The sequence below is a fragment of the Rhizobium sp. BK049 genome (genome assembly GCF_014193135.1).
In the GTDB taxonomy this organism is placed as follows: Bacteria; Pseudomonadota; Alphaproteobacteria; order Rhizobiales; family Rhizobiaceae; genus Rhizobium.
The window spans coordinates 120,865-140,956 of record NZ_JACHYV010000005.1; the positions used below are offsets into that span (position 1 = coordinate 120,865).

At 60.8% G+C, this 20,092-nt stretch carries 18 protein-coding genes and 1 pseudogene; 7 read left to right on the top strand and 12 right to left on the bottom strand.

Going from position 1 to position 20,092, the window contains the following annotated elements; translation table 11 throughout:
- Nucleotides 1–12 precede the first annotated feature (12 nt).
- The gene (locus tag FHT70_RS07280) at nt 13–741 is read left to right on the top strand and encodes an SDR family oxidoreductase (RefSeq protein WP_183699904.1); all 729 of its coding nucleotides are present in this window, start codon (nt 13–15) and stop codon (nt 739–741) included.
- Between the two features lie 42 nt (nt 742–783).
- Nucleotides 784–1,548, top strand: a complete 765-nt coding sequence (locus FHT70_RS07285) for an SDR family NAD(P)-dependent oxidoreductase (protein WP_183699906.1) — start codon at nt 784–786, stop codon at nt 1,546–1,548.
- A gap of 66 nt (nt 1,549–1,614) precedes the next feature.
- Here FHT70_RS07285 and FHT70_RS07290 read toward each other — a convergent pair whose 3' ends face one another.
- Together FHT70_RS07290 and FHT70_RS07295 are read right to left on the bottom strand one after the other, a co-directional pair.
- Nucleotides 1,615–2,883 (bottom strand): D-tagatose-bisphosphate aldolase, class II, non-catalytic subunit, encoded by a 1,269-nt coding sequence (locus FHT70_RS07290; protein ID WP_183699908.1) that lies wholly within the window; start codon nt 2,881–2,883, stop codon nt 1,615–1,617.
- A 3-nt stretch (nt 2,884–2,886) separates the two neighbouring features.
- Nucleotides 2,887–3,870 (bottom strand): sugar kinase, encoded by a 984-nt coding sequence (locus FHT70_RS07295; RefSeq protein WP_183699910.1) that lies wholly within the window; start codon nt 3,868–3,870, stop codon nt 2,887–2,889.
- Nucleotides 3,871–4,172: 302 nt separating this feature from the next.
- On the opposite strand from FHT70_RS07295, the gene FHT70_RS07300 reads away from it, so the two are divergent.
- The 4 genes from FHT70_RS07300 to FHT70_RS07315 all read left to right on the top strand — a co-directional run bounded on the left by FHT70_RS07300 (nt 4,173) and on the right by FHT70_RS07315 (nt 8,589).
- Nucleotides 4,173–5,486 (top strand): sugar ABC transporter substrate-binding protein, encoded by a 1,314-nt coding sequence (locus FHT70_RS07300; RefSeq protein WP_183699912.1) that lies wholly within the window; start codon nt 4,173–4,175, stop codon nt 5,484–5,486.
- Between the two features lie 148 nt (nt 5,487–5,634).
- A complete protein-coding gene (locus tag FHT70_RS07305) occupies nt 5,635–6,405 on the top strand; it encodes an L-iditol 2-dehydrogenase (protein ID WP_085780782.1) in 771 nt (256 codons plus the stop codon).
- A 38-nt stretch (nt 6,406–6,443) separates the two neighbouring features.
- The gene (locus FHT70_RS07310; protein WP_183699914.1) at nt 6,444–7,454 is read left to right on the top strand and encodes a zinc-dependent alcohol dehydrogenase family protein; all 1,011 of its coding nucleotides are present in this window, start codon (nt 6,444–6,446) and stop codon (nt 7,452–7,454) included.
- Nucleotides 7,455–7,578: 124 nt separating this feature from the next.
- Nucleotides 7,579–8,589: a LacI family DNA-binding transcriptional regulator gene (locus FHT70_RS07315; RefSeq protein ID WP_183700098.1), complete on the top strand. Its 1,011-nt coding sequence runs from the start codon at nt 7,579–7,581 to the stop codon at nt 8,587–8,589.
- A gap of 6 nt (nt 8,590–8,595) precedes the next feature.
- On the opposite strand, the gene FHT70_RS07320 is transcribed toward FHT70_RS07315, so the two are convergent.
- From FHT70_RS07320 to FHT70_RS07340, 5 genes are all read right to left on the bottom strand, one after another.
- Nucleotides 8,596–10,485: a sugar phosphate isomerase/epimerase and 4-hydroxyphenylpyruvate domain-containing protein gene (locus tag FHT70_RS07320; protein ID WP_097599072.1), complete on the bottom strand. Its 1,890-nt coding sequence runs from the start codon at nt 10,483–10,485 to the stop codon at nt 8,596–8,598.
- Between the two features lie 23 nt (nt 10,486–10,508).
- Complete coding sequence (locus tag FHT70_RS07325) at nt 10,509–11,369, bottom strand: shikimate dehydrogenase (RefSeq protein ID WP_183699916.1); 861 nt, start codon at nt 11,367–11,369, stop codon at nt 10,509–10,511.
- A 63-nt stretch (nt 11,370–11,432) separates the two neighbouring features.
- Nucleotides 11,433–12,449: a TRAP transporter substrate-binding protein gene (locus FHT70_RS07330; RefSeq protein WP_183699918.1), complete on the bottom strand. Its 1,017-nt coding sequence runs from the start codon at nt 12,447–12,449 to the stop codon at nt 11,433–11,435.
- 68 nt (nt 12,450–12,517) lie between these two features.
- A complete protein-coding gene (locus tag FHT70_RS07335) occupies nt 12,518–13,798 on the bottom strand; it encodes a TRAP transporter large permease subunit (protein WP_183699920.1) in 1,281 nt (426 codons plus the stop codon).
- Nucleotides 13,799–13,808: 10 nt separating this feature from the next.
- Nucleotides 13,809–14,372: a TRAP transporter small permease gene (locus FHT70_RS07340; protein ID WP_183699922.1), complete on the bottom strand. Its 564-nt coding sequence runs from the start codon at nt 14,370–14,372 to the stop codon at nt 13,809–13,811.
- 280 nt (nt 14,373–14,652) lie between these two features.
- On the opposite strand from FHT70_RS07340, the gene FHT70_RS07345 reads away from it, so the two are divergent.
- Nucleotides 14,653–15,291: a TetR/AcrR family transcriptional regulator gene (locus tag FHT70_RS07345; protein WP_183699924.1), complete on the top strand. Its 639-nt coding sequence runs from the start codon at nt 14,653–14,655 to the stop codon at nt 15,289–15,291.
- Here FHT70_RS07345 and FHT70_RS07350 read toward each other — a convergent pair.
- The 5 genes and pseudogenes from FHT70_RS07350 to FHT70_RS07370 all read right to left on the bottom strand — a co-directional run bounded on the left by FHT70_RS07350 (nt 15,288) and on the right by FHT70_RS07370 (nt 20,047).
- Nucleotides 15,288–16,328 (bottom strand): HAMP domain-containing sensor histidine kinase, encoded by a 1,041-nt coding sequence (locus FHT70_RS07350; protein WP_183699926.1) that lies wholly within the window; start codon nt 16,326–16,328, stop codon nt 15,288–15,290. The two genes, FHT70_RS07345 and FHT70_RS07350, sit on opposite strands and share 4 nt — an antisense overlap.
- Nucleotides 16,328–17,028, bottom strand: a pseudogene (locus tag FHT70_RS07355) (response regulator transcription factor). Before FHT70_RS07355 ends, FHT70_RS07350 begins: the two are co-directional and overlap by 1 nt.
- A gap of 46 nt (nt 17,029–17,074) precedes the next feature.
- Entirely contained in the window at nt 17,075–18,571 is a 1,497-nt protein-coding gene (locus tag FHT70_RS07360; protein ID WP_183699928.1) for a DUF4173 domain-containing protein, read from the bottom strand.
- 412 nt (nt 18,572–18,983) lie between these two features.
- Nucleotides 18,984–19,172, bottom strand: coding sequence for a hypothetical protein (locus FHT70_RS07365; RefSeq protein ID WP_020922905.1), 189 nt, complete (start codon nt 19,170–19,172; stop codon nt 18,984–18,986).
- 155 nt (nt 19,173–19,327) lie between these two features.
- Nucleotides 19,328–20,047: an Ig-like domain-containing protein gene (locus FHT70_RS07370; RefSeq protein WP_183699931.1), complete on the bottom strand. Its 720-nt coding sequence runs from the start codon at nt 20,045–20,047 to the stop codon at nt 19,328–19,330.
- Nucleotides 20,048–20,092 lie beyond the last annotated feature (45 nt).

Genomic DNA, 20,092 nt, shown 5'->3' on the forward strand with positions numbered 1-20,092 from the left:
CAGAGGAAGAAAATGGGACAGGATCTGTCTGGAAAAGTCGCGGCTGTTACCGGGGCCGCGTCGGGTATTGGCCTGGAGTGCGCCAGGACCATGCTTGCATCAGGCGCGCGGGTCGCGCTGATCGACCGCAACGAAGAAGCATTGAGAGATGTCTGCTCGAAGCTCGGCGAACAGGCTATTCCCCTAGTCATCGATCTTCTGGATCCCATAAGCGTAGGGCAAATGATGCCTGCTATTCTGCAGAAGGCGGGCCAGCTGGACATTTTCCACGCCAATGCCGGCTCCTACATCGGCGGCGAAGTGCTTGACGGCGACCCCGACGCCTGGGATCGCATGCTCAACCTGAACATCAACGCTGCCTTCCGTTCGGTGCACGCCGTCCTGCCGCATATGGTCGAACGCAAGACCGGCGATGTCATTCTGACAAGTTCGGTCGCCGGGATGATCCCGGTGGTCTGGGAGCCGATCTATACGGCTTCCAAACATGCGGTCCAGGCCTTCGTCCATACCCTCAGGCGACAGGTCGCAAAGCACGGCTTGCGGGTCGGCGCCGTAGCACCCGGCCCTGTCGTGACCGCCCTTCTCAGCGACTGGCCGCAGGAGAAGCTCGACGAGGCACTCGCCGCCGGTGGCTTGATGGAGCCCAAAGAAGTGGCCGAAGCGGTGCTCTTCATGCTCACGCGCCCACGCAACGTCACCATCCGTGACCTCGTCATTCTACCGCAGAGCACCGACATCTGAGAGGTGCGCCGGCCCCCTAGTAGCCAGAGAAAGGAAACGGCCATGATCTTCGACAGATTTCGCCTGGACGGACAGGTGGCGCTGGTGACGGGCGGCACGCGCGGCATCGGCCTGGCGATCGCCGAAGCACTGGGGGAGGCGGGCGCCAAGATCTTCATCAGCGGAAGAAACCGCAACGCGGCGGCGGACGAGCGGCTGGCCAGGGCCGGCGTCGATTGCGATTTCGTCGCCGCCGACATGATCAAAGATAATGCCGCCGATGCGCTCGTCACTGAGACCCTCTCCCGGGCGGGCCGGCTTGATATCCTCGTCAACAATGCCGGTATCGCCATTCATGGCGACAGCGGGGAATTCTCCGATGCCATCTGGCGCGAGATCATGACTGTCAATGTCGATGCCGTCTTCCGCGCCTGCCGCGCAGCACTTGCACCGATGCGGCACCAGGGCGGCGGCGTTATCCTCAATATCGGCTCGATCTCCGGCATCGTATCCAACATTCCGCAGAACCAGGTCGCTTATAACGCCTCAAAGGCGGCGGTCCACATGATGACGAAGAGCTTGGCAAGCGAGGTCGCCGCCGAGAACATCCGCGTCAATGCCATTGCGCCCGGCTATATCGAGACCGACATGTCGCGCGGCGGCATCGCCAATCCCGACTGGTTCCCGACCTGGCGCAGCATGACGCCGATGGGCCGCGTCGGGCAGCCGGAAGAGGTGGCGGGTGCGGCCCTCTTTCTGTGCTCGGCGGCGGCAAGTTATATCACCGGCGAGGTGCTTGTTATCGATGGCGGCTATACGACGCGGTAAGCGTTGGAGAGGGGAGGGCGGGTTCTCCGCCCGGCAGCCAGGCGTCCTCTTTTTACTCGGAAAAGTTCAGGGCGCCGTGCCGCAGGCCCTCTGGTAATCAGCCAGCACACGGTCGACCGCGGTAATCAATATAGTCTCTGGATCGCCGGCTTCGGCCGCCGAAAACTGCGGCAGATACTGGTGCAGCAGCGTCTCCGGGATCGTCTTTCCGCGCAGTGCGCCGAGCAGTCTCTCGAACGCCTTGTCGGCCTCGGGCCTGTTCCAGTAATAGCGGATACGATCGCTGTAGCTGTAGTGCCGTTGCAGACGCAAAGCCGTCTCGTCGCCGTGATAATGGACCTGCCAGTCGCCGGGTGCTGCCAGCATCAGTGCCTCCATCGCGGCCGCAAGCGGCCTGTTGCCGTAACCGGCTACCATCTCCGAGGCGATCATATCGAGCGCATAGGCGGCCTCACGCAAAGCAAAGGTCAGGCCGGGGCCGACCTTCAGGATCGGGAAGCCGTCTTGGACCAGCCGCGTCAGCGCATCGCGCGTCTGATAATCCGTAGAATGAGCCTCGAAGACGAATTGCGGTTCCTCGTCGAGAAGTGCGGTCAATTCAGTCGCAAGCTCTGGCCTGTAGCCGATGACGTTTTCACTGCCGAATTCGACGCCCGGCTGGACGACGAAGGCGATGACGCGAGAAAAGGCGTCTTCCAATCCTGCCCGCGAAAAGATCTCGCGATGAATGGCGATAGTCGAGCGTGCGGCCTCCGGCGCGGTCGGCCGGAGTTCTTCGAGAGCATGATCGGCGCCGCCCGGCACCGGAACCTCCGTGCCGAGAATATAGAGCGGCAGCGGCCCGCCGACCGCCTTCGCGGTCCTTTCGCTGACCTGCGCCAGTCTTGCGGCGCGCTCGGCGATCGTCCGGTCGTCGAGTGCGGTGGGCTCGCCGGCGCAGCCCATCGAAGTGTCAAGATGGATCTTGCCGAACCCCGCTTTGACATAAGCCTCAACCATGGCCTCAGCCTTCTCGAACGCTGCTTCCGGCCTTTCCCTGCGCCATGGATTGGGACCGAGATGATCGCCCCCGAAGATCATCTGTGAACGGTCGAGCCCTTCCTCGGTAGCAACGCGCTCGGCAGAGCGGATAAAGTCTTCCGGTGTCATCCCGGTATAGCCGCCGAGATGGTTGACTTGATTGCAGGTCGCCTCGATCAGCACCGGCCCGCCGTGGCGCACCGCCCGCCGGATGGCGGCCCTGAGGACGAGGGGATGCGCGGAGCAGACGGAGGTAATGCCGAAGGGGGTGCCTTCGCGCCGCGCAGTTGCAAGACGGGTCAAAATCCGATCCATCGTCTATCTCCTCGGGGTCTCAGTGATGAAGGCCGTCAGTTCGGCAAGGGTGGAAACGCCTTCCATCGGGCCGAGACGGGTCACATTGCGGGCGCCGGCTGCATTGGCATGGAGGAGGGCTGCCTCCGGGGTCATGCCCTTACGGCGACAGGTGAGGTAGGCTGCGCCGAAGCAATCCCCGGCGCCGGTCGGATCGATCTCGTCGACCGCAAAAGCGGCGCAATCGACGCGCGCGAGATCGCGGCCGAAGAAGGACGCGCCCTGTTCGCCCCGCTTCAGGACGATTTCACCGATACCGCTTTCCAGCAACCTTGCGACGGCCGCGGCCTCGTCGCTCACTCCAGCGGCTGTGAAAAGCTCGTCGCCTGAGGGCAGCAACAGATCAGCCGCGGCCAGCACCTTGTCGAAACTTTCCAGGACGCCATGATCCGTCAGCAACTCCTTACGGAGATTGGGATCCAGGGAAACTGACCCGCCGCGGGCGCGCACCGTCTCGATAGCGTAGAGGATCACCTCGCGGGCGCCGGGAATGGAAAGAGCCGTTCCCATAACGTGCACATGGCCGGCGCGCTCGACGAGCGCCTCGGCCGCAGGCGTCAAAGCGATCTGACCGGCAGCGGACCTGCCGATATTGAAGACGAAATCGCGGGCCCCGTCGGATCGATAGCGGACAAATGCGCTGCCGGTCGGCCAGTCCTCTTTAACGGCGACGGCGGAGACGTCGACGCCGTCCCGTCGCAGGCGTTCGATGTTCTGCCGACCGAAATCATCCTTGCCGACGCTGGCGATGATGCCGCCGGCACCACCCATGCGCGCGACCTGATCGATGAAAATGGCCGGCGCGCCACTCGGATAGGGCCCGGTTAGCGATTGCGGCTCGAGGAAGCCGGCTCCGACCGTGGCCGCCATGATCTCCACCAGAATTTCGCCAATTGTGATCGTCGGTCCGAGCGCCTCTGGCGCAAGTGCCTTGGGACGTGATGGCATCTGCAATCTCCTTCATGCGGGCCGATCAATGCCTGCGCTTCCGCGCCATCCGGCCGTATCGCGCCGTTCCATAGTTCGTCAAGAATTAGTTTACGTACGGTAATATTTGTGTTGCACCGCAGATACTTATTTTTTGTTTCCAGTGCATTGCAAAATGACGCAACGCCGCTGGACTTGCGCGTCTGTTGCTTCTATCCAGCAGAAGATTAAGCGAGCGGAACGCGCTTGACAACAAATCTGGAGAAGCGGATACAAAGTTTACGCATGTAATATTATGCGTGACATCCGTGGAGGACGAAATCATGAGCAAGATCATTTGCATCTTTTCTGCATCCGTCGCGTGCCTCGTGCTGGCCGCCGGGATGGCGGATGCCGAGGAACTGACGATGGCCACCGTGAATAATGGCGATATGATCATCATGCAGAAATTGTCGCCTGAGTGGGAAAAGCAGACCGGCAATAAGGTCAACTGGGTGGTTCTGGAGGAAAATGTCCTGCGCCAGAAGGTCACCACCGATATTGCGACGAAGAGCGGCCAGTACGACATCATCACGATCGGCGGTTACGAAGCGCCGATCTGGGGCAAGCAGGGCTGGCTCGCACCCGTTGGCGACCTCGGCGACGACTACGACTATGACGACCTGCTCGCCCCGATCAAGACAGGCCTGACCGTCGACGGCAAGCTCTATGCCGTGCCCTTCTATACGGAAAGTTCGTTCACGCTCTATCGCAAGGATCTCTTTGACGCCGCGGGCATCAAGATGCCGGATGAGCCAACCTACGATCAGATCAAGGAATATGCGGCCAAGCTGACCGACAAGTCCAAGGAACAATACGGCATCTGCCTGCGCGGCAAGCCTGGATGGGGCGAGAACATGGCGTTCCTCGGCACGATGATCAACTCCTATGGCGGGCGCTGGTTCGACATGGATTGGAAACCGCAGATCAATTTCGAGCCCTGGAAGAAGGCAATTACAGACTACGTCGAGTTGATGACCAAATACGGTCCTCCTGGCGCGATCGGTAACGGCTTTAACGAAAACCAGGCGCTGTTTTCGACCGGGCATTGCGCAATGTGGATCGATGCGACCTCGGCTGCCGGCCGCGTTTATGACCCGAAGCAGAGCAAGGTCGCCGACAAGATCGCCTTCACCCGCGCTCCTGTCGCCGTCACCGCCAACGGCTCGAGCTGGTCATGGTCCTGGAACCTGGCGATTCCAGCCACCTCGACCAAACTTGATGCGGCTAAATCCTTCCTGAAATGGGCGACCTCCAAGGACTACGTGAAGATGGTGGGTGAGAAGGAAGGCTGGGTCGCCGTGCCGCCCGGCACACGCAAATCCACTTACGCTCTGGCCGAATATCAGAAGGCGGCCCCCTTTGCCGATACCGTGTTGAAGGCAATCCTTTCGGCCGATCCGGCAAAGCCGACCAAGGATCCTGTTCCTTATACCGGCGTGCAATTCGTCGCCATTCCGGAATTCCAGGGCATCGGCACCATTGTCGGTCAACAGATCGGTGCGGCATTGTCCGGCCAGCAATCCGTCGATGCCGCTCTCGACAACGCCCAGAAGCAAGTCGAGCGCGACATGAAAAAGGCAGGCTACCCGAAGTGAGTTCGTGCTCGCGAGCGCTGCCGCGAGTTCCTCCCGGAGAGGTTCCGGCAGCGCTGCTGCCGGAACCTTCTGGCTGCCGGAGCCGATAACAGACAGGACGGGCGCCGCGTGGATCTTCCGGCTCTACGCCGACTGAATGGAGACAGACATGAGACTGAAAGACAAGATCGCCCTGATTACCGGCGGGGCACGCGGCATCGGACTGGGCTTCGCCGAAGCCTTCGTCAAGGAGGGCGCCAAAGTCGTCATCGCCGATATTGACATCGAACGGGCGACGAGATCCGCCGCTGCGATCGGCCCCGCAGCCAAGGCAATGCAGCTTGACGTTACAGATCTTGCTGCGATCGATGCCGTCGTCAATACGATCGATGCCGAGTTCGGCGGCATCGACATTCTGATCAACAATGCCGCCATCTTCGACATGGCACCGGTCAACGACATCACCGAGGAAAGTTATGACCGCGTCTTCTCGATCAACCTGAAGGGACCGCTATTCATGATGAAGGCAGTCTCGAACGTCATGATCAAGCGGGGCAGGGGCGGTAAGATCATCAACATGGCAAGCCAGGCCGGCCGTCGCGGCGAAGCCTTGGTGCTTCTCTATTGCGCTTCCAAGGCCGCCATCATCTCGGCAACGCAGTCGGCCGCACTTGCCCTCGTGAAACACGGCATCAACGTCAACGCGATTGCACCGGGCGTCGTCGACGGTGAACATTGGGATGTCGTCGATGCCCATTTCGCCAAGTGGGAGGGCTTGAAGCCGGGCGAGAAGAAGGCGGCAGTTGCCAAATCCGTTCCGATCGGCCGTTTCGCCACACCTGACGACATCAAGGGTCTGGCCGTCTTCCTCGCCTCTGCCGATAGCGATTATATTCTCGCCCAGACATACAATGTCGACGGCGGCAACTGGATGAGTTGATCGCTCTCCCGCAGCCAGGCAATCCAGGAGCCAGCGAGATGGAATCCATTTGTTATACCGAAAAGGGCGTCGCGGTCACCACGGCGCTGCCGCTGCCGGAACTGAGGCCCGGCCATGCGCTGGTGCGCGTGCGCGCGGCCGGCCTCTGCCATACCGATATCGACGTCCTCCATGGCCGTTACGGCGAGGGTCGCTTCCCTCTGGTTCCCTGCCATGAATATGCCGGCGTGGTCGAGGCGGTCGCGGGCGATGTCTCCGGTCTTGTCGTTGGGGCGCGTGTCGTCGTCGATCCCAATCTTCCCTGCGGAGAGTGCCGGGCCTGCCGCAAGGGACTGACCAATCTCTGCCGCGACCTGAAAGCCTATGGCGTTACGGAGAATGGCGGTTTTGCCGAATACAGCCTGGTCAGGACCGACCATCTGTATGAGATCGGCGACCTCGACTTCTACCTCGCCGCGCTCGCCGAACCGCTCGCCTGCGTTTTAAACGGCCTTGGCAGCGCCGGCCTCCAAGCCGGTCCCGCGGGATCGGAAAACGCATTGGTCTTCGGCGCCGGGCCGATCGGGCTGCTGCTGGCGCTGTCCCTGAAAGCCAAGGGCGTTCCATCGGTAACGGTCGCCGATATCAATGAGGGGCGGCTTGCCCTTGCGGAAAAGCTGGGGCTGGAGACGGCCGTCTCAGGATCCGCGGCACTTTCAGGCCTCCGCCGGGCCTTCGATTTCGTCGCCGATGCGACCGGCATCGCTCGGGTCGTCGAAGGCATGATCGACTTCGTCACTGATGGCGGTACGGTTCTTGTCCTCGGGGTCTGCGCACCGGACCAGCGCATTTCCATTTCGCCCTTCGAGCTTTTTCGACGCCAGATCCATTTCTCCGGCTCCCATTCGCTAAACCGCAACATCCCTGAGGCCCTCGACATCCTCCGAAGGGACAAAGGCGCGATGGCTGCACTGGTTTCCCATCGTCTGCCGCTCGGCGAAGTGCTGACTTTCATCACCAAGAAATCCGCTGATCCGGCAACGATGAAAGTGCAGTTTTCAGCTGACTAGGTCCGAACTATTGCCGTTATCCCGTTCCGTCGGGGGGAGCGCTTTTCGTTGAGCGATGAGTCATCTAGAAACGGTCAGAGGTGCCGTGTCAGGAGATCAGATGGTGGGAAAGACAATCAAAACCATGGAGGACTTTTCCGAGTTCGTCGGCCTGTCGCGTCCCACCGTCTCCAAATATTTCAGCGATCCGATGTCCGTGCGTCAAAAGACCCGGGAGACGATCGAGCAGGCGCTGAAAAAATCGGGATTTCGGCCGAATATATTCGCCGTCAATCTCAACCGCCGGCGCAGCAACATCCTCGGCGTCATCATTCCCAATTCTACCGATCCCTTTTACATGGCGCTCACCCGCCGCATCGAACTGATCGCCAATGAGACCGGCTTTCTCGCCTTCGTCCTGTCCTCGGACGGCAAGGCCGAGATGGAAGACCGGGCGATCAAGACGCTGAAATCGATGAACGTCGCCGGCGCGATCATCGCGCCGCTCGGCGTCGAATCCCATCATGCGACGCTCGACGAACTTGGCCGCAGCGTGCCCCTCATCTATGTGGACTCGCCGCTCGACGAGACGTCCTCTTTCGTTGGCACCAACAATCGCCAGAGTTTCAGCCTGATCGTCGACTATCTCTGCCGCTCGGGCGAGCCGCCCTGCTACTTCGGCATGCCGCATGTCAACACTAACGCCCTGACACGCCAGACGGCGTACCTGGAGGCGATGGAGCAATTCCGCATGGCGCCCAGCATTGTCGAGCTTGCGGATAGCAAGAGCTGGGATTTCGAGCGTTTCGGCTTCGAGGAGGCAACCCGCATCCTGACGTCTGGCCAAGGCTTCCCGACGCGAACCGTGCTTTGCGCCAACGACCGCGTCGCTTTCGGCGTCATCGCCGCCGCCTTCCAGCAGGGCCTCAAGGTTGGCCACGGCCCCAATTGTGACCTGCGCGTGGCGGGACATGACGACCATCCTCTTTCCCGATACGCCTGTCCGCCGATAACGACAGTTGCGCAGAACTATAACGAGATCGGCAGGCTGGCGATCGAACTGCTGCTCGACCGGCTCGGCGAGGGGGAGGGATCTGCCGCACCGGCGGGCCGCATTCTTCTCAATGCCGAACTGATGCTGCGAACCTCGGCCTGAGGCCTCTCAGGCCCGCGGCAGGCCAGCCGGCCTCAGATGTTTCCTCAGCGCTGCAATCCTGAAGATGGCGTTCGCGGCGCCATAACCGCGATAGCCGCGCCGCTCGACGATCTCGAAGAACAGGCCCTCGCCATAGGTCGGGCTGTAGAGCTGGAAATATTCGCCGGCGTCATCGCGATCATAGAGGATGTTGTTGGCCTTGAGGCGATCGGCAAATTCGGCGTCGAGGCCGAAGCGTGCTTCGAGATCGTCATAATAGTTTGGCGAAATAGCCAGCGGGACGAAACCGTTTGCGGCAAGCGCGGCGGCGGTCGCAAAAATGTCGTCGGTCCTGAAGGCGAGATGCTGGATGCCGGAGCCGAAGGTTTCGGCGATGAAGCGGCCGGCCAGCGTGTTGCGGTTTTCCGCGCCGTTCATGGTGATGCGCAAAGAACCTTCCCGATTTTCCACCACCTGGCTGCGGACGATGCCGGAGGGATCAACGATATCAACCATCGGCGTCTTCTCAGCCTCGAGGAGCGAGGTGTAGAACAGCAGCCAGGTCAGCAGCGCCTCGTATTTCATCGTCTGCGCCATATGATCGATCGATTGCAGTCCCGCCGGCTGCGGAGCGACATCATCCTCGATCGCATCGAATTCGATCTCCCAGATGCGGCCAAGCTCGGATTTGCGGTCAAGGAAATAGAGGACGCCGCCACCGACACCACGCACCGCCGGCATCTCGATCTCGCCGGCATCGAGCGATTGTTCGAAGCGTTCGGCGCCGAGCGCCATCGCGCGTTGCAAGGCCGCCTTGGCATCGTCGACCATAAGCCCGGCGGCGTAGGCCGAAGTGCCGTGCACGGCATAGGAGGCGCTGGCAAAACCTTTCCGCTCGGTATTGACGACGAGATTAATGGCACCCTGGCGGAAGACCGTTACCCGCTTGGTCTTGTGTTTGGCCGCCTTGCGGAAACCGAGGCTCGCAAACAGCGCTTCCAGTTCCGGCGCCTCGTCTTCATCGGCAGTGAACTCGATGAAGGCGATGCCCTCGACGACAGCGCGTGGCGGCATGGCGGGCACCGGCAGGGCGCTCTCCGGCTGCTGCCGCTTCACCTGGTCTCCGAGATAGATCAGCGAACGACGACCGTCGACAGCAATCGCGTTCGGCGAACCGCCGCGGAACTGGTCGTTGAAGATCTCCAGCGAGAGATAGCCGTCATAGCCGGTTGCCGCCACAGCCTTCATGAAATCAAGTACCGGCAGGTCGCCTTCACCAGGCATGTTGCGGAAGTGCCTGCTCCAATAGAGCAGGTCCATGTCGATCGACGGCGCGTCGGCAAGCTGAATGATGAAGATCTTTTCCTTCGGGATCGACCGGATCGAGTTGACGTCGATCTTCCTCGACAGCGTGTGAAAGCTGTCGAGGATCAAGCCGACATTAGGATGATCGGCCCGCCGGACGATCTCCCAGGCGTCGCGGTGATCATGAATGTGGCGGCCCCAGGCAAGCGCTTCGTAGCCGACGCGCAGACCGCGTCTGGCGGCGCGCTCGCCGAGTTCATGAAAATCGGCCGCCGCCCGGTCCAGACCACCGAGCGAAGCCGGCGAAACATTCGAACAGACGAGGACGAGGTCGGTACCCATTTCCTGCATGAGGTCGAACTTGCGCTCGGCCCGATCGAAGGTGCGGCTGCGCAGCGGCTCGGGCATGCCTTCGAAATCGCGGAACGGCTGAAAGAGTGTGATCTCCATGCCGAGATCGTGCACGATCCGGCCGACCTCCTTCGGACTTTCGTCGAAGATCAGGAAGTCGTTCTCGAATATCTCCACCCCGTCGAAGCCGGCCTTGGCGATCGCCTCCAGCTTGTCGCGGAGGTCGCCGCTCAGCGAAACAGTCGCAATCGATGTCTTCATCGCAGTGGTCCTTGCGGGTAGCGTTAAGTCGTCATGGTCTTGAAATGCGCGAGCATGCGACCGGCGTCAGGCTCCTTGCCGGTGATCAGACGAAAGGCGCCAACCGCCTGAAAGACCGCCATGCCGCCGCCATCGAGGGTCCGGCAGCCACGCTGCCTCGCCTGCCACAATAGCTCGGTCTCCAGGGGGAAGTACACGATTTCGGCGACCCAATGCCGCCTTTCCAGAAGTTCGGGCGGAAGCGGCGTGCCGGGATATTTGGCCATGCCGGTCGGCGTCGCATGGATCAAGCCGGAAGCCGCCTTCATAGCGACAGCAAGATCGCTGCCGGCGGTGATCGACGCATCGGGAAAGAGCGCGGACATCGTTTCCGCCAGATCGATGGCACGCTCATGCTCGCGATCGAAGACCGTCAGCCTCTTCAGGCCGAGCGTCAGGATCGCATAGGCGGTTGCGACACCCGCTCCGCCTGCTCCAAGCTGCACGGCCGAGGAAAGATCGGCTTGCGGCAGCCCGCGCCGGAAGCTTTCGGCGAAGCCCCACCAGTCTGTATTATGCCCAAAGCGCCTGCTGTCCTTGAGGACCACGGTGTTGACGGCGCCGAGCGCCCTGGCTTCCGGCGACAGCTCGTCGAGCAGGGCAATGACGAGCTGCTTGCAGGGATGGGTGATGTTGAGGCCGGCCAGACCACGCTCTTCGGCATCCGCGACCAGCCGCGAAAGATCGGCAGGCGAGGCATTCAGCTTGACGAGATCAATCAGCTCATAATCGTAGTCCAGCCCCTGGGCCGCACCTTCCTCCATATGCATGGCAGGCGTCAGCGAAGCCTGGATACCGGAGCCGATCAGCCCGGCCTTCAACGGTTTCAGCAGTGTCTCGGCCATACGTCAGTTCCGTTTCTCTCATGATGGTAAAGGCCCGCAGGATCGCTGCGGGCCCTGATTCGCTTACTTTCCGCGAACCGTGTCGAGCTCCTTGAAGAGCTGCGTGACGGTCTCCGCGCCGATCTGAGCGGTGAACTTGTCGATCAGCGGCTTGACGGCGTCGCGCATCTTCTGCGTTTCTTCCGGGCTGAGCTCGACGACTTCCATGCCGGTCTTCTTGATTTCCGCGATCGCGTTGGCATCCTTCTCCCTGGACACCTTGCGCTGATAGTCGCGGGCTTCCGTCGCCGCCGACTGGAAGACCGCCTTTTCCTCATCGTTCAGGCCATCCCAGAACTTCTTGCTGATGAGAACGATCTGCGGATTGTACTGGTGACGGGTGACCGTCATGTACTTCTGCACTTCGAAGAACTTGGCGTTGATGATGTTGGCGGCCGGGTTCTCCTGACCGTCGACGGTGCCGGTCTCAAGCGCTGTATAGAGTTCCGTATAGGGCAGCGGCACCGCATTGGCGCCGAGGCTGTTGAAGAGCTCGATCGGGATCGGCGACTGGATCGTGCGGATCTTCAGGCCTTTGATATCCTCGAGCTTGGTGACGGGATGACGGTTGTTGGTGAGATTGCGGAAGCCGAGTTCCCAATAGCCGAGACCGACGAGGCCGGTATTGGGCAGGAGCTTCATCAGGTCGGTGCCGAACGCGCCGTCCATCACCTTGTCGGCCTCTTCGCCGCTGTTGAAGAGGAAGGGCAGGTCGACCGCGCCGAACTGCTTGACGTTGCTTGCGAGAATGCCGGCGTTGAGCACCGTCATCTCGATGACGCCGCCCTGCAGCGCCGACACCGTCTGGACGTCGCCGCCGAGCACGCCGCCCGGAAACAGCTTGACCTCGATCTTGCCGCCGCTCTTTTCCTCCACCAGCTCGGCGAACTTCTCCATGCCCATGACCTGGGGATGGCCCTTATTATTGGCGGCGGCGAATTTGAGGCTGTGCTCGCGGATTTCTGCCACGGCAGGGCCGCTTGCCAGAAGCGCAATCGGCAGAGCCAGTCCCAGCGCCAGTTTCGTCAATCTGTTCAGCATGTTTTCCTCCCAAGATAGAGCCGGCATCTCCCTCCGGCCGCGTTGAAACTCCATCGCCACAGGCGAAGTCAGTGCCCGAACCAAGCGACCGGCGCGGTCACCAGCGCGGGGAAAAGGACGAGCAGAAAAAGAACGAGCAGTTCGGCGATCATGAAGGGGATGACCCCCTTCATCAGATCCTCCATCGAAAGCTTCGACACGCCGCAGATGACGTTGAGAACCGTGCCGACTGGCGGCGTTATCAGCCCGATCGAATTATTGATGATGAACAGCACGCCGAAATAGACAGGATCGATCCCCGCCTGCTTGATGATCGGCATCAGCACCGGCGTCATCACCAGGATCGTCGGCGTCATGTCCATGGCGGTACCGACGACGACGATCAGCACCATGATGGCAAGCAGCAGCAGCGTCGGATTGTCCATCAGCGGTTCGACGAGAGACGCGAGTTCGCCGGGCACGTCGGCGACGGTGATCAGCCAGGCCGAAACGGCGGCGCAGGCCACCAGGAACATCACTACCGAGGTGATTTTCGCAGCCGCGACGAAGACCTCGAACAGCCGCGACGGCGGCAGTTCCCGATAGACGACCATCGACACGAAGAGCGAATAGACCGCCGCGACGACGCCAGCTTCAGTCGGCGTGAACACACCGAACTTCAGGCCGACGATGATGATGACGGGCAGCATCAGCGCCCAGATGCTTTCGCCGAACGCCTTCATCCGCACCGCGCCGCTTTGCTTCGGCGGCAGGGCGAACTGCTCCTTGCGCGCCACGATCAGCCAGGTAACGCAGAGGGCTGCTCCGATCATCAGGCCCGGGAAAATGCCGGCCAGGAACAGCTTGGTGATCGAGACTCCGCCGATGACGCCATAAAGGATGAAGCCGATCGAGGGCGGGATGATCGGGCCGATGATAGAGGCGGAAGCAAGCAGGCCGCCGGCGCGAGCAGGATCATGGCCCGATTTCAGCATCATTGGGAAGAGCAGGGCGCCAAGCGCGGCCGCATCGGCGACGGCCGATCCGGAAAGGCTCGACAGCACACAAGCCGCGAAGATGGCGACGAAGCCGAGGCCGCCCCTGATATGGCCGACCAGCGCCATGGCGAGATTGACGATGCGGCGTGAAAGGCCGCCGGTATTCATCACCTCGCCGGCGAGAAGGAAAAAAGGCACGGCCATCAGCGGAAAGCTGTCGGCGCCGTTCAGCACGTTCTGCGCGACGATCTGCGCATCGAACATGCCGAGATACATCATCAGCGCCACACCTGTGATGATGAGGGCAAAGGCGATCGGAACGCCGAGCGCCATCGGACCGAGAAGGGCGCCGAGGAAGATCGTGACAGTCATGACGCGCTCCTCAGTGCTTCGGCTTGAGAACGGGGAAGGCCGTCTGCGCGGGATCTTCAAATGCCGCCTGTTCCTCGCTGTCGCGCACAAGCCCGGCGGTCGTCACGTCGATGCGGTCGGTCACGATGGCAAAAGCGTCCCAGAGAAGGATGAAAAAGGCCGGCACGCCAAAGGCGAGCCCCGCGCCGTAGAAAACGCCCATCGAAATGCCGGTCGCCGGGGCCGAGACGTGAAGGTTGATCAGCGTCTGGGCCCAGCTGCCGCTGATCATCAGCCAGGTGGCGACCAGCATCATTCCATAGCCGAGGAGCACTGCAAGCTTCGCGAGCGGTTTCGGGAGGCGGATGATGAGCGAGTCGACGCCGAGATGGGCATGCTCACGCATCGCCACGACGGCGCCGAGGAAAGTCAGCCATATGAAAAAAATGCGCGACAGTTCTTCCGAAGAGGTGATGCCCTGGTTGAAAGCGTAGCGAAGTACGACATTGCCGAAAACCAGCACGACCATACCTGCCAGCAGCAGCGCGATCGTCACCTTCAGCGCGAAGAAATAAAATTCGATGATACGGGTCATTCCCTCCTCCCAAGCGTAGCCTTGCCCTTGCCGGCCGACCGTCGTCAGACCCGCGAATGCACGTCGTGACCAAATATTAGCGCCGCGATCAATTCCTCCACTGTTCGCTTCTCCAAAATGTACTAACTAGTTCGTATGTCAAGCGGCATCTATTGAAACATGCCTGCAACGTGAATAAGACTGGCGGAGACGGGTCCAGAAGACACTTGCTTTCGAGTGAAGCCGAAAGCCGGAATTCGAGAGACAAACCAATAGATTAGAAAGTGCGGTAATCAGGCTCATGACGGAACGGGGCGAAAACGGGCGGAAGAACGATCCACAGCAGACGAAGGAGGATATCCTGCTCGTCGCAACCGAGGAGTTCTCGACCCATGGGCTCGCTGGCGCCCGCGTCGACGCGATCGCCGAGAAGACGCGCACCTCGAAGCGTATGATCTACTATTATTTCGGCAGCAAGGAAGGGCTCTACCTTGCCGTGCTCGAACAGTCCTACCGCAAGATACGCTCGCTGGAATCCGATCTGCATCTGTCCAATCTCGAGCCGGAAGAGGCGCTGCGGACACTGATTTCAACGACCTTCGATCACGACGAGGCCAATCCCGATTTCGTCCGCCTCGTCAGCATCGAGAACATTCATCACGCGGCGCATATGCTTCGCTCCGAGGCGATCCGCGATCTCAACGTCTCCGTCATCGAAACCATTGCCGGCATATTGGAGCGCGGCTTCGACCAGGGCGTCTTCCGGCGCAAGGCCGACCCGATCGACATCCATATGATGATCAGCGCCTTCTGTTTCTTTCGCGTCTCGAACCGCTACACCTTCGGCACGATCTTCCGGCGCAATCTCTCGGACGGCGAAACAATCGAACGCCATCGCGGGATGATCGCTGATGCCGTCGTCAGCTATCTCAAGAACTAACGAACGCGGCGCTCCTCAACCGCGCTAGTTAGCAAGGGTATTGCAATTTCGAATTCGGCGCCGGCGCCCGTCGTCTGCCGAAGGCGGATCGTGCCGCCGTGAGAGCTGAGCATGGCGTGGACGATTCCGAGCCCCATGCCGGTGCCGCCGTCTTCACGGCGAGTCGAGAAGAACGGCTGGAAAATACGGTCGCGGTTCGCCGCGGAAATACCGCTGCCATTGTCCCGGACGAGGATGTGAGCTGTGCGGGCATCGGTCGACACCGTGAGCTTGAGCAGCGCGGCGCCGTGCTGCAGGGCGTTGTCGGCAAGGTTGGAAAAGACGATGATGGCCGCCTCACCGGGAAGCGCAATCAAAGTCTCCGTATCGCCTGTCCCGGAGATATCAAGAGCAGGAAATCGCTGGCGCAGTAGGGCCATGACGCTTGCAATGCTGCTTCCGCCCCCGGTCATCGGCGTTTCCGCCTGAGCAAGTTCCCGCAGCCGCAGCAGCAACGCGTCGAGCCGGACTGCATCGGCGGCGATGTTGTCCAGAAAGTGCAGGCGTTGCGCCTTCGTCATCGGCCTCTCGGCATCATCATCACGCAACAACTCCGCCGTGCCCCGAATGGCCGTCAGCGGCGATTTCAATTCGTGGGACACATGGGCGGCAAAGGAGCGGACATATTCGGTGCGGTCGACCAGTTTTCCCGCCAGATCGAGGAAACTCTGCGACAACACGGCGATCTCCCGCGTCCCATAGCTTTCAAGCGGACGGATTGCTGCCTTGCCGCCGCGGGCGATCTCATCCGTCCGGGCGATCAGGGCGTCAATGGGGCCGGTGATGGTGCGCGTCAGCACATAGGCGACGCCGAGCGTCAGCACGAGGACGACAAGGAGGGCGATGATCTCCACCGGCTCCGTCCGGTTCGCGCTCGCCTCCGTGGCGCGAAACCAGATGACAATCAAAGCAGGCAGCGCCATCACCGTGAGAAGCACCGCGTAGACGATCAGCGCCAGCGGCGGCCGCCATTTCACCCTGACCTTCGGCGCCGGCATCACGCCTTCCTCCCGATGTCGCCGCCGAGCTTGAAACCGATCCCGTGAACCGTTGCGATAACCCCGGAGCCGCCGGCGGCAGCAAATTTGGCCCTGATATTGCGGATATGGCTGTCGATCGTGCGATCGGCGACATAGGTGCCGGCGCCGTAGGCCGCCTCCGTCAGTTGCTCGCGGCTGAAGACCATGCTGGGCCGTGACAGCAAAGCGTCCAGGATGGCGAATTCGAGAGCCGTCATCGCAACAGCGCTCTTGCCGTAACGGTCCTGCCGGCGCGATCCAGGTTGAGCTCGCCGGCGACGAGCGTGGCGTGGCGCCTGTCAGACCCCGCTTCGTTGCCGCTGCGCTTCAGGATCGCCTTCACCCGCGCCACCAGTTCACGCGGGCTGAAAGGCTTCGCCACATAGTCGTCCCCGCCGATTTCGAGCCCCAATATCCTGTCAATCTCTTCGTCGCGCGCCGACAGAAACAGGATCGGCAATCCTGAGGTCGTGCGGATCTGACGGCAGACTTCCAGACCGTCCATACCGGGCATACCGATGTCGAGAATGATCAGATCGATGTTGCCACGGCGGAACGCCGCCATCGCCTCGGTGCCGTTGCAGGCCGCCATCGATGCCAAGTCGGCGCGTTCAAGGGCAAAGCAAATCACATCGCGGATATGAGGCTCGTCATCGACGACGAGAATGCGGGGCGTCATCACCGGTCCTGTACTGGTTGTCGTGCCTGTTGTTATCGTTCTTGCTCTATCTTGCAATGGCTGCAGGGGACAGAAGATAGCTCTGCAGCCGCGCCGCCCGGAAGGTCCAGTTCCGCCAGTCGCTCCGGCGCATCCCGAAATTCCTGGCGAGGTAGTACCGAACTGTCACCGCTTCGCTCCTCCGGTCAATCAGGTGTTCCGGCAGCATACTGAGATAAAGATCGAGCGTCGGAATGACGGAGGGGCCGAGCGAGGAGAGATAAGCAAGGTCGAGCGGCGGGCCTTCCTGGCTGATCTCCTGGCTATGGTAGACATTGAAGCGGGCGATGAATGCCGGGAAATCGATGAAGGCGCTGATGTAGAGAACCGTCGCGAGAGAGGCGAGGTTAGCCGCGATCAGCCACTGGTTGGATCGGTTGAGCAGAATGCGCAGCAGGATGAGCATGAGACCGATGGCGACGAGCCCCATCCACAGACCGGCGGCGACACGCAGTTCGGTCAGCGAATAGGCTTCGACGTAAAGTCCAAGGCGCAGTATCGACGACAGGCAGAGAAGGACGTTTTGAGCGATCCAGGCATGGACAAGGCCGCGGATGAGCGCACTATAATCGCCAGGCCCGCCTCGTCGCATGGAAATGAGGACAAAGCCGGCAGCGAGAAGCGCTGTCGCAATCAGGGGATAGGCGCCGCGATGTGCATATTCAGCATGACTCATGTGATCGGGCAGATCCGCGCCACCCCAGAGATAGACCAGGTCGAGGAGTGTCTGGACGGCAAACACGGCATTGAACAGGACGAGCGACCGCAGCAGCGAAGCGTAGCCGAATGGCGCATTCCTGGCGGGCACAATCATGAACGTCCTGCCGGCCTGCGGCCGCGCAGCACGCCGCTTCAATCGAGGCCGCAGCATCGCCCAAACCACAATGGCGGTCATCAACCAGAAGCCGATCCGCCAAGGATCGAGGAACTGCAGCAGAACGCCGAAATCGATGCTCCGCAGCGCAATCTCGATAAGCGGGTTCGCAGCCGCAAAGAGAGACACGAAGACCGCTGCGAGAACGACAGGCATGATCCAGAGACCGATGCCCCGCCGAACGCTGACAAGGGAGAGGCGTCTGCCCGGCGTCGCAAGATATTTCTTGATGCTCTCGACAAGTCGCAAAGGAATGACGAGAGCGAACCGAAGAAATACCGGAGGCAGGGCCGCTGGCCGACGAGGCATCAGTTCGGCGCTGACGAGAGCGACCGACATCAGCCCACCGACGCAAAAGGCAAGGCCCGTGACTGACGGCGCTTCCAGCAGGGGCGCCGAAGCCAGTACCAGAAAGCCCACGAGAAAAGCTGCCGTCGGAGGCGATGGAGGCTTGCGGGCCGAGAACAGAATGCTGACGCAGACCGCAACAGCAAAGAGAAAAAGGTTGATCCCGGGGGCGTGGCCAAAGATCAGAAAGTCGGCAAGCGCCACCAGCGCAAGCAGCGCGGCGACCCTGCCGCTGCCGCGCCTGATGCGCATCGGTTGTGTCAGGATGTCGGCTGTGTCCATTGGTGCTCCTCTCGCAGACGCCGATTTTCGATCACGATGAGCGTACTTCCCAACCTTCCCTCGGCAGAGGACCCTCAGTCAGCCACCACCCGTCCTTGCGCAGGCGATCCGGCAAGATTGGCGATGTGAGACGCGGCGGGATGTCGGTTTTGCTCATGACGGGAAGATGCCGCGCCGGATTGCAGATTTTGTGCAGAGAGTGAAGAGCAATTCAGGAGATTGTCCGACCCTGGAGGTCATGGAGGGTCGCTCCAGCTCGCAGCGGCCGTGACGGCGGATGGGAATTCACCAATCCCTCGGAAGCACGACAACGAACGTCACCGATCGGGTGGTGCTTCTGCCGGTTCCACGGGATGGTAAGTCGAGATCAACTAGGGAAACGGGAAATATTGCCGGTCGGCGAGCGAGGACCTCATCGGTATCGAGGCGCGCGCCTGGCATTATGGAGCAACTCGCAGGCTGTCGCGAATGGTCCGAAGAGTTTGAGCAACAACGCTTGCTCCTCGACATCTATCCGATGACGAGCGCAGAACTCGGTTACGGACCAGACTTTCGTCAGATCGTCCGTTTCGATTTGCTTGGGTTCGATGTGTTCGGTCAAGGGCGTGTCCTCCGAACATCGAGACTACGCCTGCCGATCTTTTATAAGAACTAGCTAAAAAGGGTTATGTCTGCCAATCTTTGAGGAACGGCGCATAGAAAAAAGCCCGCCGATTGCGCGGCGGGCATCTTGTCTCACTGATCTATTGCTGCAGATCAAACACCGACGCTGTCGGGATGAGCGTCCGTGCCGAGGATGTTGAGCGTCACCTTGGCCGTGTCCGTATGGCCTTCGCCATCGGAGATCTTGTAGTAGCGGAGAACTTCCGTGTAGGTCACACCTGCATCCAGATCGGCAGTCAGATCATAGGTGAAGGTGCCGTCGGCCTTGACGTGGAACGTGCCGTAGGTGCCCTGAACATCGGTTACGGAATCAGCCTTCGAGTCCACCTGCGTGCTCAGGAACTGACGCAGGAACATCTTGCCGTTGTCGCCGGCGATATCGTTATCGAGGACGTTGCCACCGATCGGGCTGCCTTCGGTGAAGCTGTAGACGTCGTCGACAGCAATCGGCTTCACCTGGGTGACGCCCTGGATGTTCAGCGTGAACAGGCCGACATCGGTATGGCCGCTGCCGTCGGAGATCTTGTACGATACTTTTTCCTGGAGCAGCTCGCCGTTGGTGAAGCCGATTTTGGCTGCGTCGCTCAGAACATAAGTATAGCTGCCGTCCGGCTTGACGAAGAACGTGCCGTACTCGCCCTGGATTTCGGTGATCTGGCTCATGCCGCTCTTGGCGCCAACGCTAGCGCCGTCAAATGCACGCAGGAACAGGTGACCGTTCTCGGATGAATCGTTGGAAAGCAGATTTCCGGAAATTACATCGGTTTCTTGAAATGTTGCACTATCATCAGTTGCGTGAATCAGTGAAGCCATTAGTTTCTCCTAAAATTGTTTATCAGCAGGCCAATTTGACCTCAG

Bases quoted from the DNA above. Each gene is read 5' to 3' on its own strand.
- FHT70_RS07340 (WP_183699922.1), bottom strand. From the start codon at position 14,372: ATGACCCGTATCATCGAATTTTATTTCTTCGCGCTGAAGGTGACGATC.
- FHT70_RS07295 (WP_183699910.1), bottom strand. From the start codon at position 3,870: ATGCCATCACGTCCCAAGGCACTTGCGCCAGAGGCGCTCGGACCGACG.
- FHT70_RS07325 (WP_183699916.1), bottom strand. From the start codon at position 11,369: ATGGCCGAGACACTGCTGAAACCGTTGAAGGCCGGGCTGATCGGCTCC.
- FHT70_RS07335 (WP_183699920.1), bottom strand. From the start codon at position 13,798: ATGACTGTCACGATCTTCCTCGGCGCCCTTCTCGGTCCGATGGCGCTC.
- FHT70_RS07305 (WP_085780782.1), top strand. From the start codon at position 5,635: ATGAGACTGAAAGACAAGATCGCCCTGATTACCGGCGGGGCACGCGGC.
- FHT70_RS07360 (WP_183699928.1), bottom strand. From the start codon at position 18,571: ATGGACACAGCCGACATCCTGACACAACCGATGCGCATCAGGCGCGGC.
- FHT70_RS07370 (WP_183699931.1), bottom strand. From the start codon at position 20,047: ATGGCTTCACTGATTCACGCAACTGATGATAGTGCAACATTTCAAGAA.
- FHT70_RS07320 (WP_097599072.1), bottom strand. From the start codon at position 10,485: ATGAAGACATCGATTGCGACTGTTTCGCTGAGCGGCGACCTCCGCGAC.
- FHT70_RS07300 (WP_183699912.1), top strand. From the start codon at position 4,173: ATGAGCAAGATCATTTGCATCTTTTCTGCATCCGTCGCGTGCCTCGTG.
- FHT70_RS07330 (WP_183699918.1), bottom strand. From the start codon at position 12,449: ATGCTGAACAGATTGACGAAACTGGCGCTGGGACTGGCTCTGCCGATT.
- FHT70_RS07345 (WP_183699924.1), top strand. From the start codon at position 14,653: ATGACGGAACGGGGCGAAAACGGGCGGAAGAACGATCCACAGCAGACG.
- FHT70_RS07350 (WP_183699926.1), bottom strand. From the start codon at position 16,328: ATGCCGGCGCCGAAGGTCAGGGTGAAATGGCGGCCGCCGCTGGCGCTG.
- FHT70_RS07315 (WP_183700098.1), top strand. From the start codon at position 7,579: ATGGAGGACTTTTCCGAGTTCGTCGGCCTGTCGCGTCCCACCGTCTCC.
- FHT70_RS07285 (WP_183699906.1), top strand. From the start codon at position 784: ATGATCTTCGACAGATTTCGCCTGGACGGACAGGTGGCGCTGGTGACG.
- FHT70_RS07290 (WP_183699908.1), bottom strand. From the start codon at position 2,883: ATGGATCGGATTTTGACCCGTCTTGCAACTGCGCGGCGCGAAGGCACC.
- FHT70_RS07310 (WP_183699914.1), top strand. From the start codon at position 6,444: ATGGAATCCATTTGTTATACCGAAAAGGGCGTCGCGGTCACCACGGCG.
- FHT70_RS07280 (WP_183699904.1), top strand. From the start codon at position 13: ATGGGACAGGATCTGTCTGGAAAAGTCGCGGCTGTTACCGGGGCCGCG.